Annotated in this window: 14 protein-coding genes; 2 read left to right on the top strand and 12 right to left on the bottom strand. The window is 43.1% G+C overall.

Features of this window, described 5'->3' with window-relative positions; all coding sequences use genetic code 11:
• The first annotated feature begins 11 nt into the window (after nt 1-11).
• Nucleotides 12-773: an SDR family oxidoreductase gene (locus TOL9009_RS0134290; protein WP_029637857.1), complete on the top strand. Its 762-nt coding sequence runs from the start codon at nt 12-14 to the stop codon at nt 771-773.
• On the opposite strand, the gene TOL9009_RS42745 is transcribed toward TOL9009_RS0134290, so the two are convergent.
• The 11 genes from TOL9009_RS42745 to TOL9009_RS0134235 all read right to left on the bottom strand — a co-directional run bounded on the left by TOL9009_RS42745 (nt 770) and on the right by TOL9009_RS0134235 (nt 11847).
• Nucleotides 770-1369 carry a GNAT family N-acetyltransferase gene (locus TOL9009_RS42745; protein WP_029637856.1) on the bottom strand — a complete coding sequence of 200 codons (600 nt, stop codon included), beginning with the start codon at nt 1367-1369 and terminating at the stop codon, nt 770-772. The genes TOL9009_RS0134290 and TOL9009_RS42745 overlap by 4 nt on opposite strands.
• 4 nt (nt 1370-1373) lie before the next feature.
• The gene (locus TOL9009_RS0134280; RefSeq protein WP_029637855.1) at nt 1374-1772 is read right to left on the bottom strand and encodes a VOC family protein; all 399 of its coding nucleotides are present in this window, start codon (nt 1770-1772) and stop codon (nt 1374-1376) included.
• Between the two features lie 145 nt (nt 1773-1917).
• Nucleotides 1918-2517, bottom strand: coding sequence for a tRNA-(ms[2]io[6]A)-hydroxylase (gene miaE, locus TOL9009_RS0134275; protein ID WP_029637854.1), 600 nt, complete (start codon nt 2515-2517; stop codon nt 1918-1920).
• A 213-nt stretch (nt 2518-2730) separates the two neighbouring features.
• Nucleotides 2731-3147: a hypothetical protein gene (locus TOL9009_RS0134270; protein WP_029637853.1), complete on the bottom strand. Its 417-nt coding sequence runs from the start codon at nt 3145-3147 to the stop codon at nt 2731-2733.
• Nucleotides 3148-3270: 123 nt separating this feature from the next.
• A complete protein-coding gene (locus TOL9009_RS0134265; protein WP_029637852.1) occupies nt 3271-4650 on the bottom strand; it encodes a hypothetical protein in 1380 nt (459 codons plus the stop codon).
• Between the two features lie 5 nt (nt 4651-4655).
• On the bottom strand, nt 4656-5369 hold the full coding sequence (locus TOL9009_RS0134260; RefSeq protein WP_199341425.1) for an FHA domain-containing protein: 714 nt from the start codon (nt 5367-5369) through the stop codon (nt 4656-4658).
• A 105-nt stretch (nt 5370-5474) separates the two neighbouring features.
• Nucleotides 5475-6758: a vWA domain-containing protein gene (locus tag TOL9009_RS0134255; protein ID WP_029637850.1), complete on the bottom strand. Its 1284-nt coding sequence runs from the start codon at nt 6756-6758 to the stop codon at nt 5475-5477.
• 111 nt (nt 6759-6869) lie between these two features.
• Complete coding sequence (locus TOL9009_RS0134250) at nt 6870-7796, bottom strand: PP2C family serine/threonine-protein phosphatase (protein ID WP_029637849.1); 927 nt, start codon at nt 7794-7796, stop codon at nt 6870-6872.
• A gap of 4 nt (nt 7797-7800) precedes the next feature.
• Nucleotides 7801-8361 (bottom strand): GNAT family N-acetyltransferase, encoded by a 561-nt coding sequence (locus TOL9009_RS0134245; protein ID WP_029637848.1) that lies wholly within the window; start codon nt 8359-8361, stop codon nt 7801-7803.
• Between the two features lie 9 nt (nt 8362-8370).
• Nucleotides 8371-10593 (bottom strand): serine/threonine-protein kinase, encoded by a 2223-nt coding sequence (locus TOL9009_RS0134240; protein ID WP_029637847.1) that lies wholly within the window; start codon nt 10591-10593, stop codon nt 8371-8373.
• Between the two features lie 42 nt (nt 10594-10635).
• Complete coding sequence (locus tag TOL9009_RS0134235; protein ID WP_029637846.1) at nt 10636-11847, bottom strand: hypothetical protein; 1212 nt, start codon at nt 11845-11847, stop codon at nt 10636-10638.
• Nucleotides 11848-12079: 232 nt separating this feature from the next.
• On the opposite strand from TOL9009_RS0134235, the gene TOL9009_RS0134230 reads away from it, so the two are divergent.
• On the top strand, nt 12080-13564 hold the full coding sequence (locus TOL9009_RS0134230; protein WP_029637845.1) for a BamA/TamA family outer membrane protein: 1485 nt from the start codon (nt 12080-12082) through the stop codon (nt 13562-13564).
• A 165-nt stretch (nt 13565-13729) separates the two neighbouring features.
• On the opposite strand, the gene TOL9009_RS42420 is transcribed toward TOL9009_RS0134230, so the two are convergent.
• Nucleotides 13730-17575 (bottom strand): substrate-binding domain-containing protein, encoded by a 3846-nt coding sequence (locus TOL9009_RS42420; RefSeq protein ID WP_051503198.1) that lies wholly within the window; start codon nt 17573-17575, stop codon nt 13730-13732.
• Nucleotides 17576-17665: the final 90 nt, after the last annotated feature.

Genomic DNA, 17665 nt, shown 5'->3' with positions numbered 1-17665 from the left:
GGAGAACTCCAATGCAAATTAACGGTGTAGTTGCATTAGTCACAGGTGCAAATGGTGGGATCGGTTCTCACTTTGTAGAGCAATTATTGAATTTGGGTGTAGCAAAAATATATGTCTGCGCTCGTAGCATTGGCAAACTCAACCCTCTGGTTTCAGTTGATCCTGCTCGCGTTTTCCCAATTGAATTGGACGTAACGAATCCTCAATCAGTTACTGCTGCTGCAACTCAGTGTCAAGATGTTACTCTTGTAATTAATAATGCGGGAACCTCTCTCAATCAGGGACTGATTGCTGCATCAGATATCGATAGTGCGCGAGCAGAAATGGAGGTCAATTACTTTGGGATGTTGTCTATGTGTCGTGCTTTTGCACCTATTCTCAAAGAACATGGTGGGGGTGCGATCGTCAATGTTTTGTCACTGCTGGGAAAAGTAAATTTGCCGTTCAGTGGTTCTTACAGCGCTTCTAAAGCTGCTGCTATCTCGATGACTCAAGGCGTGCGGGCAGAGCTTGCAGCACAGGATACCCTGGTAGTTAGCGTGATGCCTGGAACTGTGGATACTGATTTAGCGAAGGAATGGCCCAATCCCAAGGTAGCACCTGGGGAAGTCGCCAGGGCTGCTCTCCAAGCAGTTATTGACGGTGTGGAGGATGTTTATCCTGGGGAACAAGCTATACAGGTTTCCGCACTATTACTAAGCGATCCCAAAGGTGCTGAGAAATATATGGCAAGTTTTCTACCTGGCATGGTGTTAGCGGGTACTGATGCTTAAAAAAGAGGGGATAAATTTTTAACGTAAACGCGATCGCATCTTGCGGTTTCTACACCGGTTGCTGGTTGATAGCCGTTGTTTTCATACAGTTTGACAGCTTCGGCTAATACGCTGGCGGTTTCAATCCAAATTTGCTGGAAACCACGGGAAGCGATCGCTTTTTCTAGCTGTTGTAATAAATATTTCCCCAATCCTAAACCCCTCGCGCTGGGTAAAAGGTACATTTTCCTGATTTCTACGGCTTTTTCACCACGATGTATGGGGTAGTATGCACCAGTACCTATTATTTGATTTTGGTGTTCAATTATATTAGCCTGACGACTAAAGTCGCGGCTAAACGAACGAAGCCTCCCTTCGGAGGCTTGAAGATTTGTTATTTCACTTGAATCTTTGGTGGATGCGAGGTGTTCAATTACCCAAAATTCGCCACCTGTTTCTAAGTAGCATTCTTCGACTTGCAACACATCTCGATCTGCACCGTTTGGCTCCCAGCCCAAACCGTATTCTGATAATACAGAGCGAATAATTTCAGATGCGGGAGTGCGATCGCTTTGTTCCCAGTTACGAATTAGAAAATCTTTATAAGTGGTTCTCATGAAATTAGGAACCTAAATTACTATTAATTTCAATCAGATTTCCATCAGGATCGCGAAAGTGCGCTGTTCTAGTTCCCCAGTCTGGGCGATCGCATGGCTCAGTCACAAATCTTACATCTTTTTTTATAAGTTGTTGATATGTTTCATCCACATTATCTACTGCAAAAATCAAGGCACTTCTATCTTGGCATTCCAGAAAAGACGGTTGATTGGCGTTTCCAACTGCTTCAGCCATTAAGTATTGTTTAAATAAAGCAAGCTTGGTATCTCCAGTTTTAAACTCAACATACACACCATTCTCATCGCCCCAACCGATATCAAATCCCATGACATCTCGATAAAAAATAAAGCAAGCCTCGAAATTGGAGACTAGCAGTCTTACATATGTGAACTGGAGGGTCATATTTAGGACTTATGTGTTGTACATATGTACTATACACGATTTGGACATATTAGCCAGCGTTTGCACAAATCTCGCTTAAATATAATATAAAAGTTTCTAGTAGGCGTTGAAACGCCTGTTTTAAGCACTGAAGTGCTTACTACGGTTAACTATGAATTCTTGGTTCTGGGTGTAAAGTTAATAATAATTCACTTTCGGCGATCGCTAATTCATCTAACCGCTGCATGACAATTTCCCGGTCAAAGTAAGTATCAGCTAAAACCCAATATGTACCGAAGTGACGCGCTTCGGATGCCATCAAACCACGATAAAATTTGGCTAGTTCTGGTTCTGGACAATGGGTAGCTAATAATCCTAAACGTTCGTGACTGCGAGCTTCAATTAAACCGGTGACTAATAAAGAATCTAAAAATCGTTCTGGTTCTTTGGGTCGAACTTGTGCTTTTAAACCAGCACCGTAGGGTGGTGGGGATAATGGGGCAAGGGGGATATTGCGACGTTCTAGCCATTGATTGACTAGTTCAAAATGTTCTAATTCTTCACGAGCGATCGCAGTTAATTCACGTACCATTTTAGTATTGGAAGGATAACGAAACATCATGTTTAAAGCCACACCCGCTGCTTTGCGCTCGCAATGGGAGTGGTCAAGAAGAATGATATCTAAGTTAGCGATCGCTTGTTCTATCCAAGCAGAACTGGTAGGTTGTTTGAGGACGTTAATTGTGGGTATTTGAGAAGAAATCACAGGTTAACAAAACTACAGATATCTTAATTTAACATCGTAGTAAGGACTTCAGTCCTTATATGATATGATGTCCGGTCAAACAGCCATAATAAAAGAACCCCTCCCCAACCCTCCCCGCAAGCGGGGAGGGTGCCACAGGCGGGTGGGGTTCTTCATGAATTTCGCCCAAGCCCCCGGACATGGTATGAGAGCACTGAAGTCCTCACTACGAAGTTAATACAAACTACATTCTGTTGTAGTGTATGGTCTAATAACGTTCTGAACAATGTTTTTTTGACCCGCAAATTCCTTTCCGTAATAACCATCATCGAAACCGCGAGCGAATTCACCCCCAGCAGTACGCGGTTTATATTTATCACCTTTTTTAGCGCTGTTTTGTCCTTGACGGTAGCCGTCGGAGTAAGCATGAGGGTGATATCCTGGGTCTTGGTTAACCTGCCATTGAGTTGTAGGAAAGCAGTATCTTGCTGGCTCTATGGGGTAAGGATAGCGACGGTAATAAGGATACCCACGGGAGTAGGGATACCGACGATAATTGTAACGCCTATGAGCTTCAACAGGCTGATTATTGAGTAAAAAACCAGTAGCAGCAGCCAAAACTACTAAACTAGCGGAAATAATTTTTTTCATAGTTGCAGTTTCCAGAGTTCAATCACTCCTGGTACTTTTAAGATATCGTTCAGAAGCTTTGAGCGACATCACCAGATAGGGTGAATAATCTGAAAACAGAACAGATGAACTATACATTTGGGATTAGGTAGAATACTCTTTCAGACGTGGGAGCAATCCAAATAAAGTTAAAAGAGCGATCGCACTCAGCGCCACTGGGGTGATATACTCAAAACCATCCACTTCTTTAAAGCCTTGCTTAATTGCTTTGTCGAAAGCTGCTTGGTTAATATCAAAGCTCTTTTGATTGGCTTTTAATCTGAATTCATCAAATGCCCAATTAGATTGTCCTGGTTGATTACCTAAACAAAGTGCGATCGCTTCAGTATGTTTACCACTGCGTTCGAGTTGGCGGATTTGTTTATCAATCGCAACATAAATCCCTAAATTTGTCAAATTTTTGACCGTTGCTTCTCGTTCACCAGCAAAGGTAATATTTTTTAGTTGGTCAGCTAATAAGCCTGTAAAATTCGGTTTGTAGCTTGATGCTGATGCGGCAGCAGCGACTGTTTTAAAAGCCTCACTATCAGGCAATTGAGCAATTTTGGCTATATTGTTGAAAAAAGCCTGTTCGTGATTCAAAGCAAAAGCGGAATCTAACAAATAGCGACTTTGAGTGGCATTAGCCATGTAACCTAAAGCGCGGGCTTGTCGCAATGCGTACATAGAATTGAAGGCATCTTCCTTAGCAATTCGGAGATTTTGGGAAGCAGAAAGAAACGCACCTGTGGTGTAATTTAAAAAAGCAATAGCGATCGCAGTCGCCGCCAACAACATAGGATTGAAAGTACGGCGCATCCGCTGACTGAGAAAAATCTGTAAGCCTAGTAATACGGTGATGAGTGCGGCACCAGAAATTACTATAAAAAATAGCCATTTGCCAGAGTCAAATTTTACTTTATTGTATGTAACATTTAAAGCGTCTACATTTACCTTATCCAGTGCGTCAGATGCCGGTAATAGCTTTTGATCCATAATTTCCGCAGCACTTCGATAAGCAACCAGCATATTATTAGTGTCACCGCGTTCGTGAAAATCACGCGCTTGCTGAATCTTGGCAATGTAATTACCAAGTTCTAGTTGCAAAGTTTCAATCGGTTTTCGCTCTTTATCCCCGTAGCTAATACTCTCCGCAGCAGCAACCAGCCTTTGAGTTAGTTTCTCATATCGCTCCTTGTAACCCTTAACAGCATCTTGGTTTTGTCCGGGTAAAGCAAGCAATTCTTTGGTAACGTAAGCATCCATACCTGCTGCTGCATCCTTGAGACGCTGGGCAGTAGTAATACTTGGTGTAGCATCTTTACCGATTGTGTTAATAGCGTGGCGCTGTCCTTGGATGCCGCTAATGGTAGAAACTAATACTAGTAAACTTGTAGCCCAAGTTAAGTACAAACCACCTTGAAGCAGTTGTGGAGTATTTAGTTTCTTAATTGCTTTACTTGAAGCTGTGATTATCTTACTCATATTTTTTATGGTTGGCGGACGGCTTTGACAGTAATTCGAGTCCAGTGTCCTAAAGTAAATTCGTCTCCATCTTGTAGAGGTGCATCTACCATCGGCTTCAATTCCACCCCGTTAAGCTTGGTACCGTTAGAAGAGTTAATATCGCGCAGAGTTAAAGAACCGTCTGACTGAAGGTTTAATAAAGCATGACGGTGAGAAACAGCATTGTCGAAATCCAGAGCAATTTCTGGTTCAATTGCTCTCGCTTGGCTATTGCGACCAATAAGGTTATTTGCCTTATCTAGACGAAAAGCGATCGCCTGTTGATTTGTCGGCGCTTCTGGGCTTTCTGGATGCCGTAGGGATGGATCGATTGCGATCGCAAGTTCCCAGGTGAGGGATGAGGGAGATGAGGGGGATGAGGGAGAAATTTCCCCTTGTCCCCTTGCCTCTTCAATAGCGATCGGCACTTCCCCATGTGCGCCGGTGACGAAATTGTAACCGCAAATTTCGCAAAAGTCGCCGCTGTTGGGTTCACGCTTTACACTGCAAGCTGGGCAGGTTTCGAGAGTTATGTTTTGTGGTACTTGTGGTATTTTTGGGGCGTAGACGCGCAGCGGCTTGTCGTCAGACATCGCTTCACCTACACCGAGAATTTTCACTCCACACTCTGAACAATAATCAGATTCGGTTGAGTCGTGACCTTTGAGACATTTATAAATAGAGATATCATTTTTCATTTGTCCTTTGTCCTTATATTTGCAAATTTGACATCGACCAAATTTAAATATGCGTTACCCAAAATCCCTGTAGAGACGTTCCGGCGGAACGTCTCTACATTTTGACTAATTTTGCGGTTTTTGAATGCGGGTAGTTTTGGTAGAACGAGTTTCTAACGCCATTTCGTCTTCTTTGGCAACAGCTTTTTTTAATAGCACTGTTCCTGTGGGTGCATCTTCTATATCAACTACAGTTTTTAAGAGTTTAGCTGTTGCTTCGTTACCAGATTCATGGGCAAGTTTTACTGCTTTGCCTAACTTGGCGGTGGCGATTTCAATATTACCTTTGGCACGCGCTTCTAATCCTTCTTGAATCGATTGGGCAAGTTCTGCTTGTCCACTGTAGTGAGCAACTCGTCTGTCAATTTTGGTGGATTTGGCATCGTCGTCAGTCCAAGTTGCTAAAATGCGTGCCTCAACAATTTTAGTTTCTACACCGTTGTTTATGTAAACTAAACTTGCGCGACCTGCTAACATTTCATCACCAACGTTGCCGGGATTAACTTCGATGCAGAAGTGGTAATCACGGGATTCTTGTTTTCCCCAAGCGCCGGTGGGATAATCTACAACTTGGGTCTTGACAATTTTGGCGCGGTGTGTAAGGTCAACTATGTCGGGACTAACTTGTTTGCAAAACAGTATTTTTGCACCTTGGGGAGTCCACAAGCGCATAGCGACATCGCTGACATCTTTGCTCATGGCTTTCTCTAAAATCGCTTGAAAGTCAACTTCAATCATTTCGGGGTTGGGGATGATGTCAGTTGTACCGAGTAGTTTATTCGCGATTTTTTGGAGTTGGGCAACTCTCCAATCAGTACCGACACCTCGACAATCACATTGAAAGACTCCTTCACAAGCTTGGAGAACGCGATTTAGTTTAGATTCGTCTGAATCGTCGTTTTGTCCGTCTGTAAGTAGTAATGCTTGACGAACAGCGTTTGGCATTTTTTTGAATTGTTCTAAAGCTTCACTCAGCCAGGTTGACATGAGTGTACCGCCGTTAGAGTAAATTTCTTTGATGGCAGCGATCGCCAAGTTTTTTTTCTCTGGTGTAGCTTTTGACACTGGACAAATGACGCTGGCTTTACTTGCACCAGTGACGATGAAGAAGTAGGCATCGTCTGGGAGCAGATTTACGACTTTGACCATTGCATCTCTTGCCGCGTGGATTTTTCCACCTCCCATTGAGCCGGATGTGTCGCAGATGATACCGAATAGTCTGGCGTTATTGGGGGTTGCGGCGATGCTGTCATCGGTTTGGACGGTGACTGTCATGATGGCGTGAATTTCTCTGGCGCCTTCGGGTAAAAATTGGTTTTGGAAGACTTCGGCTTTGAATTGGTTGGGCATGGTGTTTGGTAAAATGAAAAGGGTGTAGGGGGTGGGGTGTAGGGTGTAGGGGAGAACAGGGCAAGAGCAGGAAATAAAAGAAGTTTTTCTTAACCCCACACACCACACCCTTTACAAGGAGAGGAGGGCGACTGTGATGTTGTCGTGTCCGCCGCAGTGACGGGCGAATTCGACTAGTGATTGGCAGATGGCGATCGCATGTGTATTTGATGTCTGCTGTATAAGATTGGCGAGTTGTTGTGGTTTTTCTGCGTAGTTCCACAGTCCATCGCTACATAGCAGCAGGTATCCGGAACTGGGAATGGTGAAGTTTATGATCGAGGGGGTGGCGTCGTCAATGGCATCTGCGCCTAACCAGCGGGTAATGGCGTTGGCTTGGGGAGATTGTCTTGCTTCGGCTGGTGTCATTTCGCCGGCTGCTACTACTTCACTGAGCCAGGAATGGTCTTTAGTTAGTTGTCGCGAATTATTGCCGGAAATCCAATAAGCGCGGCTATCACCGAGCCAACCTATGGTAGCGGTGTTCTGTTGGACAACGGCAGCGACAATGGTGGTTGATGGTGGTTCGGAATTAATATTTTTAGTATAAGCAATATTACTTAGACATAAAAGGGCAGTAGCTACGGCTGATTTGATGGCTGATTCGGGATTTTCTTTTTGTTTGATAGCGGTAATTAATGCTGTACAAGCGCTTTCGGTGGCTGTTTGAGCGGCTATATGAGGATTGCTAGAACTGGAAACTCCATCACAAACGATCAGGATATGGGTGTTATTGACGGTTTGCAGGGCAAGGTAATCTTCGTTACGGTGGTGTCTGAGTCCGCGATCGCTTACACCGGCTAAATGCGAATCAATGGTTATCTCAAGTCGGTCTTGAAGTTCTTTGCGAAATCCACAAACTGAGCAGAATCCCTCATCATCAATCGCTTTTGGGTCGGCACCACATTTTTCACATCCCACTGCTGTGAGGGATGTACCGCATTCTTCGCAAAATTGATCGTTTACCAGTACTGCCGTTCCACAGTTTGGACATTCCATAAGTTTAATTTGCTGTTCCTAAATTCATTTGGCGATTACGAGAAAGCTCATAACGAATTATTCCCTCCTCCGAACCTTGCCCAACATATGTAAAATGGCATTTTTCCAAAACCCGTTGTGAAGCTTTGAGTTCTGGCAGAGTTTCTGCTATTACTTGCCGAACTTCAGGATGAGCAAATGCCCAAGATATAAGTGCTTTGATCGCTTCTGTACCGTATCCCAAGTTTTGAAACTCTAGTAAAACTGAATAGCCAATTTCGACGATGCCATCAGATGTTGGCTTACCTTTAAAACCGCCATTACCAATAAGAATAGATGCATTTGTAACTACATCTTTTAGTACAAAATACCAGTTCCACCATCCTGATTCCTCAGGATCTGCTTGTAATTTATTTAGAAAAAATAACATCGTTTCATCGTCGTTAAATCCCGGTGGCCAACTACTGGGTACAGATGCATTTAGTAGCTCAGAAAATTTTGATTTATCACTAATTTCCGCTTGGAGAATTTCCAAAGTAGAAGCAATTAGTTGCAAGTTTTTTGTTAAGACTATAAAGTTTGTCATATTTTCTAATTAAAAAATAGTCCTTGGACGCACGCGATTTGCTTCATCGACTAAGCGAATCTTTTCTTCTTTGTTGACGAGGTGTGCCATGTCACGCAAGGCTTTTTCTAATCCTTTTCTTAAATGCATTTCTTGAAATGGCTGTCCTAAAATTTGCATATCGTTAGCAGCTTTAACTGTCTTCGAGATAAGCAGATTTAGTGCCGTTTCTAACAGTTGCTTAGTTAATTTATGGCGATCCATTCCTTCTAAAGTGAGGGCTTCAATTGCGGTAGAAGCAGCTTGTAATTCTTGCGTTCCGGGGGCAGATTGTTCGCGATTAATTAAGGTTCGGGCAATTTCTACACGCGATCGCGTAAATAAATTTGAACTTTGCGGCACTCTTTCTAAAGCCGCTACCGCACCGTTACGATCGCCAACTGCACAAAGACATCGAGCTAACCCAAATGCCGCTGATACATAACTCGGATCGGTACGAGATACCAAGTTATACATCTTAATTGCGAGTTGATAATTTGCCCCTTGTTCTGCCGCAAGCGCTAGCGCCAATTTGGGCGCAAGTTCCCCCGGTAGGTCAAAATAAACTTGGTCGAATGCTGCTTGAGCTTCTTTAGGTTTGCTTTGTCGCATTAGCGATCGCCCACGATACCAAAAAATTCGCCAGTCCCAAGCATCTTTCGCCTCAACTTGTGCTATAATATTCTTTGCTTCGTCGTATTCCAAAGTGTCAATTAGGCTGTTTGCCAATCGCAGCAATGCTTCGGCGGAATTGGGACATAGCTTAACTGCCATTCTTAAACTGGCTGCTCGTTTCACGGGATCGGCGATCGCACTCGCATTGACGACTGTATTAAAGCCAGAATCTTCTGAATCTAACATCGGTACGGGCAATTGCTGATAATCGGCTTTTATCGGTTCAAAGTCATTACCGTTACCCAGCGCTAGCATATCTCCACTAAAGACGTTACTCGCAGATGGACGCGGAATATTTGTACTAATTGCTACTACTTCCCGCAGCACACCCAGCAGTTGATCTGCCATTTCATCTGCCGATTGAAAGCGATCGTCAGGGTTTTCGGCGGTGGCTTTAATTAAAAAGCGATAAAGTGATTCTTGGTCGGCAAATATTGGTTCTTCTTCAGCACTGGGTAGAGTGTATAAATGTTGTTTATTAAAACCTTTAATATCAGTCAGTAAAACTGCCAAGGTTCTACCAACGGTAAATAAATCTGATACAGCGGTTGGACCTTCGCCAGCTTCCGGAGCGCTGTAGCCGACTGTGCCATAAATATCACCATTAGGGTCATCAATTCTGCGGACTCCACCTAAGTCAATTAACTTCACATCTCTGCCTTCAATCATGATGTTATCTGGCTTGAAGTCGCAGTAAACTAAACCTAAGGAATGTAAATAAGCAAATGCGCTGAGGATGCGGTGAATGTAAGCGATCGCTTCTGCAACTGGTAGTGATCCGCGACTTTTGCGAATTTCTCTCAGGGTTTTGCCGCCGACATATTCCATAATAATGAAACCTTCGCTACCGTGGTTCACGAAGTTGTAAATCCCGACAATATTCGGGTGCTTCACTACTGCTAAAAATTGTCTTTCAGCAACGGCAACGGCAGCACTTGCTGCATCTTCGGTGTTGAGCAATCCTTTGAGGACTACGTAGCGAGAGAGAATTTTATCGAAGCCTAAATATATCCAACCTAAACCACCGTAAGCGATCGCTCCTTTAACTTCATATTGCCCAATAACTAAATCACCCGGAGAAAGCGAAGGAATAAATGAATACTTCTGTCCACACTTGCTGCAAAATCCCTTTTCTCGTCGCAACGAGTTATTACAATTCGCGCAAAAGCGTTTATTTTCCGGCACCATCGGGTTAGGGATGATGGCTTTTTCTGGCTCGGTTGAAGGCAGTTCGGGTACGGATATCAACCCCGCTCCCAAGTGCTTGCGGCTACTTCTAGTTGATGTTGAACTACTACGTCGCGAACCTTTAGAACGATTGGTTAGTGGGGAAGAACCTGTTCCTGTGGTGACAGATGAAGTTCTTGCTGTAATAGTAGAGACGCGATTAATCGCGTCTCTACTTTGTCTTTGGCTACTCGGCTGTGATTTCACCGCAGCTAGTCCGCAGACGTTACAATAACCATCTTCAATAGTACCAGTACAGCCATTTTTTGTGCAGCGTAGAGCTTTGCTCTTGTCGTAGACATCGCCGTCCATTATGACTCTCCTATATTAAATACGAAAGTTGTAGAGACGCGATTAATCGCGTCTGTACTTGCCATTTAAACGTTTTTCATATTGAGAAATCAATTCAGCGGCTTTATTTAAAGGAGTTGGACGACTGTAAAGAAGTTGCTTCGCTTGTAAAGCCAGTTCTGTTAAAATTGTATCTTCAATTAATCGCCGTGCTAGCGCTTTTGCCTGGAGTGCGTCGAGCCTTCCACGTAACTCTTGACGAGTTTGTAGGGGAGCGTTATTAACTGCATATGCTTGTTGTTCTGATGCTATATATTCTCTAGCTTTAATAGTCCAATTGTCTAAACCAACAATAATTGGATTCACTAAACCTTCGGCAAACTTAGTTTCTAACTTCATAAACCATTGTCTAAGCGCTTCAATTTGTTCCGACCGTAAGGGAGGTAGCAATATAGAGTGATCCAAGACTTTATCCTGACATTCCGCAAAAGCTGCGATCGCTTTAGTGTGAATTTCTTTTAACTGTTGTAACAAATTCCTCGCTGTCGCCATTTTTTCGCGAATTTGATTTTGTTGTTTGATAACTTGGTCTAAAGTCGCTTTTACCTGAGCTAATATCGGCTGGACTTGCTGTTGAAACACCGCACTCGTTCCTAGAGGGTCTTGTTCTATACTTTGGTGTAAAGAAGCTAACGCACTCGCAACTTGAATTAATTCACTTTGGCAATCTTGATTCAGCGATGCAGCTAAATTTTGCAAGAAGAAAATTTCCGCTTCTGCATCCCCAAGCATCATATCCAAATGCGTCCAAGCGTCATCAACAGCTAGAACTGCTTCCCTAGCTACACAGAAAGCATTTTGCATCACTTCAAGTAGCTGTGCGGGAGTGATTTTAGTTGTGTTAGCACCAGTTAAAAGTTCTCTTTGTGCTAGGGGTGTTTGCACCATCGGTAACTTAATTGAAGCACCTGTGAGTAATTGTGCAATTTCGCTAGTTTTTTGAGTTGACAAAAAACGCGGTAACTGATCTCGCAACTTGATTGCTTTATCAATTGTCTGCACCAATAAATCGAAGTGTTGAAATAAATCGTTCATTGCCTCCAGTGCTGGTGTTACCCGTGTTGCGGTGATTCCGGTTAACTTGACTGGAGGAAAACCAAAACCACCGCTCATTCGCTGATAAGTTGGTAGTTCTTGAAGTTCAAGAAGATTTTGACCTGCAATATTGACTTTATTCTTCCAATCGGCTATTAGTTGGTCAATTTCAACAGTCACCGCGATCGCTCCTGTAAAAAAGAGGCTGTCAGCATTCCAATTTTATACCCGACACTCTATAAAGGGCAGTAGGAGAAATCTTTCTAAATCAAGTCGGATCTCTTGTAATGGGACAATTTAACTGTTATCAAGACCTGTAGAGACGCGAAATTTCGCGTCTCTACGCTCGGATTTTAGGCTTAACTGAACCGTATTGTGTTATTAAGATGTGGGGAATAATAAAGTTTTAGATATGCGTATTCAAATTGTGATTTTGATTGTCGGGATGTTGCTGAGTTTGAGTTACAAGGTGCGTGCAGAATCCGAACCTACTAATGGTACTAACTTGCCGTCAATCGGGGAAACTGACATAGAGAATATTTCCCAACCACTCCCTACATCTTTACCAGGTGTTGAGCAGAGTGAGGTTAAGGAGAAAATTGTTAAAGATATCCAAATCCGTTTTCTCAATAATAAGGATAACTGGGTAGATGAAAAAGGTAGGCTCATCGAAGGACGGACTCAGAAAAATTTTATCATTGACAATCTGAGATTAAAGCCAGGTCAAATATTTCGTAACGATTTATTTCAAAAAGACGTAGAAAGATTAAGGAGATTAAATTCGTTTGATAAAGTCAATTTTGTTTTAGAAGAAGATGATGATACAAGTCTTACCATCGTCTATTACATTAAAGAAAATAAATTTCCTTCTTGGAACTTTGGTGGTGGTGATAACGGTGATGTTGGGCTTTACGGTCAGGTAGGTTATCGAGATGCAAATATTAGCGGACTGAATGAACAAGTAGATAGTAGCATTCAAGTCAGCGGTAAAGATGTTCAATTTGACACTTCTTTTATTAGCCCTTATCGTCGAGGAGAACCAAACCGCTTAGGCTATAGCTTTCGAGCTTTTCGCGAACGAGATTTATCTCGAACTTTTAACGATGAAATCAAGTTGTCAAATGGTAGCACCGCACGAGAAGGAAGATTTGGGGGTTCTGTAGCTGTTTTAAAATCTTTTGATGATTGGGATGCAGCTTTAGGTCTAAACTACACGAGAATTAGCCTGCGCGATCGCGATTATAATGTGGCACAAGTGGATAGATTGGGAAATCCACTTTCGGTAAGCGGGACTGGTATTGATGATTTAGTTACAGTGTCTTTTACTGTCAGCAAAGATGAACGCGATCGCCGCAACTATCCAACTAAAGGATCGCTTCTCACTCTTCGTACCGACCAAGCAATTCCCATCGGACTTGGTAAAATTGCTAGCAATCGCTTGCAAGGTAACTATATTTTATATGTACCAGTTGCTTTTATCGGTAGTAATGGGTCAACAGAAAATACAGAAATGATCGCTTTGAATTTGCAAGCTGGAACAAATATCGGCGAATTTCCACCTGCAAACGCATTTAATTTGGGTGGACAGAATTCTGTTAGAGGTTACGGAGGTGGTAGAGTAGCTAGCGCACGTAGTTATGGTTTAGCTTCTGTAGAATATCGTTTCCCGATTCTGCGGACAGTGGGAGGAGTTTTATTTGCAGACTTCGCTTCAGATTTTGGATCTAGCCAAACGGTATTAGGGGAACCGGGTATAGTGCGAGGTAAACCGGGAAGTGGGTTTGGTTACGGGTTAGGATTGCGAGTTAAGTCACCGTTTGGGTTGATTCGCGGTGACTTGGGAATTAGCGACCAAGGAGAAGTCAACTTTGAAGTTACCACCGGTCAGCGGTTTTGATGTTAAGGGGAGATGGGGAGACAAGGGGGACAAGGGGGAATTTCATGAGGGGAAAAGGTTAAAGGGTAAAGGGTAAAAGAAGAAAAGTTTTTCCCTTTTCCCGTTCCCCTTTCCCCTTTCCCCTTCCTGCTGCCCATTGCCCAATGCCCAATGCCCCATTATTAATTATTCTTGACTTTCCTGGAAAAACTTCTTGTGAATAATTTTAGTCTCTTGCTCATCAGAAGTAACTGCGGTCATGAGATAATCAATCAATTTGTCTGTAAAAGGGACACGCAAGTGGAAAGTTCCATCGGGTTTTAGTTTGATGGAATGACCACCGATTGTCACAGTTGCACCTGGTTCTGTTGCTCCGTGGATAATTAACTCAGCATCCGCTTGGAACCAAAAACCTTGCTGGGGACGGTTAGATACGCGAACTGTGGCTGAACGAGCGAGTAAAAACCAGCGATCGCTATTAATTAGATAGCCTATTTCTGCTATATAATCGCGATCGCTCACCGGAATCGCTACATAGCGATCGTGTGTGATTTCCTCACATTCATACTGCTGAACCAATGTGGGAGTCTGATAACTTAAGTCAATATCAGTCACATCATACAACCGCAAGGCTAATTGACAAACTCCCTCTTGCTGAACTGATTTTTTCTCTTCTTCGGAAACGTTCCAAGATACATAAGCCCATTTTGCCGTGCGAGGTGCGATCGCAATGCTGCTTTCTACATCATTTGTAACTTCATTAACTATCTTTTCAGTATGTTCCCTAATGCCATATATCCGAGACCAAGCTCCAACTCCTACAAAAGCCGCACCAGCCGCTAGGTCTAATGGTCGCGGTATTGTAACATTTTCTACAGGTTCTGGAACTTGAGTTACAGTCTCGTTTATGTCTTCGGTGATGGGTAGGTTGGCTGTTAGTTCTAAGCTGGTATCTGTAACTTCTGCCGATGTTTCCCTTGATTCTGGTGAGCTTAAAGAAGTTGTCTCGCCTATATCAAACCAATCTGATGATACATCATCTTCCATAGTTGCATCATCGGCAGAGGTCGTATTTTCTAGCCAGTTTGATTCATCAGATAAATCTTCCTCAGCTGCATCTGCAACCACATCTAAAGCAGCTTCCGGAACATCTAGTAATTCCGGCATTGCAGGTATAATTTCCACAGTCGGCAACTCTGGATTCAAAACAGATAAAGCAACATCTGGCTGTTGAGTTGCAGGTATAATTTCCACAGTCGGCAACTCTGAATTCAAAGCAGATAAAGCAACATCTGGCTGTTGAGTTGCAGGTATAATTTCCACAGTCGGCAACTCTGAATTCAAAACAGATAAAGGAACATCTGCCTGTTGAGTTACAGGTGTTTCGATATCCCCGAAATCTTCGTCAATATTGCTGCTTTCTGTGGTGGTATCATCGGCTTCTGTTTGCGAACCTTTACCAGACAGTCGTGACCAAAGTACTGCCCCACCTGCTACTACTCCACTACGCGGAGATATTATACTATCTAACCAGTTAGATTGTGCTGGTTGTACTTCTGTCTCGTCTTGGGCAAATTCCATGTCCCAATCGTCTTCGTCAGATAAAAGTTCTGGGACATTTGGCAATTCGGGTACAGAATCGGTAATTTGCGTACCAGTTGGTGATTCTACATTTGCAAGTTCTGCCACATCTGGTGATTCAATTGGTGGTGTTTCAATATCCCAGAAATCTTCCTCAGCATCGTTGATTTGTGTGGTTTGGTTGGTAGCTTCTGTTTGTGAATTTCTATTTGGCGATCGCGACCAAAGTACTGCCCCAGTTCCTGCTGCTACTGCACCACCAGCAGAAGTGATATTCTGTAACCAGTTAAATTGTGCTGCTGGTTGTGCTTCTGTATCGTCTTGGGCAAATTCCATATCCCAGTCATCTTCAGGTGATGCAAGTTCGGGAAATGAAGCTGTAATTTCTCTTGTCGATGTTTCTACATCTTCATCAGAAACATCTGGCTGTTCGGAAGTCGATGTTTCGATATTTACATCAGATCCACCTGTAGGAATTTGCGCTTGTGGATTTGATGCAACCAAGGGAGAATTTTCAACTTCATTAGATGCACTTGTAGGAATTTGCGTTTCTGCGGGTGTAATTTCAATTATCGATGCTTCTGGATTTGATGCAACCAAGGGAGAATTTTCAACTTCATCAAATGCAAGGGGGAGAGAATCTCTAACTTCAATTGCCGATGCATCTACTGTTGTAGAATATTGCAGTTTGGGGGTTGTGACTTCCGTTGGTGGAGTTTCAATATTCCAGACATCTTCTTCAAGGTCGTCGCTTTCTGTACTTTCGGCAATAACTTCTCTTGGTGAACTGCCAGTTAATCGCGACCAAAGTGTTGACTCGCTTGGTGCTATTGTACCACCCCCAGAGGTGTTTGATTGTGCTTCTGGCGTTTGGTCGGTTGCTGATGTTTCTAGTTGGGGAATGTCTGTAATATCATTTGGTGTTTCTAGTTGGGGAATGTCTGTAATATCATCTACCGCTTCTGTCTTTGAGGGTGGAAACCAAACGCTTGTTCCTATCCCTGCTGCTGTAACCCCTGCTAGGGCTGCGCTACCACCGGGGGTAATGTTGGATACTGGAGATGTTGTGTCTTCAGCTAAATGATCTGCGGTGTTAGTTACTCCTTGTGGCAAATTGTCAGAGATGTGGGTAGTATTTTCTACTGTGCCAGATTGTGTTTGCGCGTAAGCGCGAAGTAACTGGTTATCAGATAAAGCCTCGCTAACAGGAGGGGTAGCAACACTTGCGCTTGTTGGTGTTGGTATAGTTTCTTCTAAGGATTCTGTTACGTTATCTGTTGGTTGAGGTTTTGTCCGTCTTTTTCCTAGCAACCACCATAAGAAACCACCGATGACAGGCAAAGCTAACAACCACCACCAAGGTGATATTGTCTCATTATTAACGTTTCCAATGTTATCGGTAGCAGCTACAGGTATTGGGGAATTATTTTGATTAGTTGTTGTTGTTGTTGTGGGGTTGGTAGCTTCCCCAAGCGGTGAAGTTGCAGCGACAGAAGGTGCAGTAGTTGCTGAGGTAATTGGATTTGGGGGGATTGTTTGTAGTATACTGGCAGCGATCGCATTAGCTTCGCTAGTTCTGGCTTCTTCTATCGCTTCAATACCTGGTTTGGCGGTTGCAAAACCAAGATAAGCTGCAATACCTAAACTAGGATTTTTCTTGTAAACGTATACCAAAGGCTGGGAGAATGGATATCTCGCGTCATCTGGTGAGGTATTATGCAATTTGAGCGATCGCACATCTTGCAACTTTGATATTTGATTAACCAGGACATAACTGATGCCGTTTTTACCCAGTTGCTTGATAACTTCTGCTGTATTATCATCTGCTAATTGAGTAGCTGTAGAGCCTGTAGCAAATTTATCCGATTTGAAGACTGGATAATCGCGTAAAGACTCACGAGTGTCGCTTGTTGACGGACGGTCAATAAAGCGAATTTTACCATCACGTCCTCCTACCTCAGACCAATTGGTAATTTCCCCTCGAAAAATCTTTGCAAATTGCCTACTTGTCAAATTGCCTTTAAAAGCATTACCAGCACCAACTACGATGGCTATTTTTTCGCGACGCACATGCAATTGTTCTAAACCTTGCGCTTTTTCTTGTGGTGTTAAGTCACGAGCAATTGTTGCTATATCGATTTTACCATCTTGCAAAGCTTTCAGACCAGAATCTGCACCGTTTGCCGCTAATTCAACTGAACTGCCCGAAAATTGTTTTTCAAAGCTTTCTTTCAGGCTTTGATTGATTGGCATCATCCCACTTGAACCATCAATCCTGATTTTAGTATTATTCTCCACCGTTTTCGGCAGAGGAAATGAAGGATCTTCAGTTGCAGCTTGTGCTGCTTGTACGCAGTTTGGTAAGACGAAGAGAGTTACTGCTGGGGAAGTTAATGCCAACAGTAATGCCAAACTGACTATCGAATTATCTTTTTTCTCTTTTTGCCACATATGCCCCTTATCAAGGTAAAGGAATATTATTTTACCAGCAAGTCTTAATCGTTATCTTTTTATAGAGCAGACGCGCTAATTATACATCTG

It is taken from the genome of [Scytonema hofmanni] UTEX 2349 (genome assembly GCF_000582685.1).
Taxonomy (GTDB): Bacteria; Cyanobacteriota; Cyanobacteriia; order Cyanobacteriales; family Nostocaceae; genus Hassallia; species Hassallia hofmanni.
The sequence above is the reverse complement of the archived record's forward strand: the minus strand, read 5'-3'. Positions and strand labels throughout refer to the sequence as shown.

What these genes read in the sequence shown, in the direction of transcription:
- TOL9009_RS0134260 (WP_199341425.1), bottom strand. Translation starts at nt 5,369, where the DNA reads ATGAAAAATGATATCTCTATTTATAAATGTCTCAAAGGTCACGACTCA.
- TOL9009_RS42420 (WP_051503198.1), bottom strand. Translation starts at nt 17,575, where the DNA reads ATGTGGCAAAAAGAGAAAAAAGATAATTCGATAGTCAGTTTGGCATTA.
- TOL9009_RS0134280 (WP_029637855.1), bottom strand. Translation starts at nt 1,772, where the DNA reads ATGACCCTCCAGTTCACATATGTAAGACTGCTAGTCTCCAATTTCGAG.
- TOL9009_RS0134230 (WP_029637845.1), top strand. Translation starts at nt 12,080, where the DNA reads ATGCGTATTCAAATTGTGATTTTGATTGTCGGGATGTTGCTGAGTTTG.
- TOL9009_RS0134255 (WP_029637850.1), bottom strand. Translation starts at nt 6,758, where the DNA reads ATGCCCAACCAATTCAAAGCCGAAGTCTTCCAAAACCAATTTTTACCC.
- TOL9009_RS0134290 (WP_029637857.1), top strand. Translation starts at nt 12, where the DNA reads ATGCAAATTAACGGTGTAGTTGCATTAGTCACAGGTGCAAATGGTGGG.
- TOL9009_RS0134250 (WP_029637849.1), bottom strand. Translation starts at nt 7,796, where the DNA reads ATGGAATGTCCAAACTGTGGAACGGCAGTACTGGTAAACGATCAATTT.
- TOL9009_RS0134270 (WP_029637853.1), bottom strand. Translation starts at nt 3,147, where the DNA reads ATGAAAAAAATTATTTCCGCTAGTTTAGTAGTTTTGGCTGCTGCTACT.
- TOL9009_RS0134265 (WP_029637852.1), bottom strand. Translation starts at nt 4,650, where the DNA reads ATGAGTAAGATAATCACAGCTTCAAGTAAAGCAATTAAGAAACTAAAT.
- TOL9009_RS0134240 (WP_029637847.1), bottom strand. Translation starts at nt 10,593, where the DNA reads ATGGACGGCGATGTCTACGACAAGAGCAAAGCTCTACGCTGCACAAAA.
- TOL9009_RS0134245 (WP_029637848.1), bottom strand. Translation starts at nt 8,361, where the DNA reads ATGACAAACTTTATAGTCTTAACAAAAAACTTGCAACTAATTGCTTCT.
- TOL9009_RS42745 (WP_029637856.1), bottom strand. Translation starts at nt 1,369, where the DNA reads ATGAGAACCACTTATAAAGATTTTCTAATTCGTAACTGGGAACAAAGC.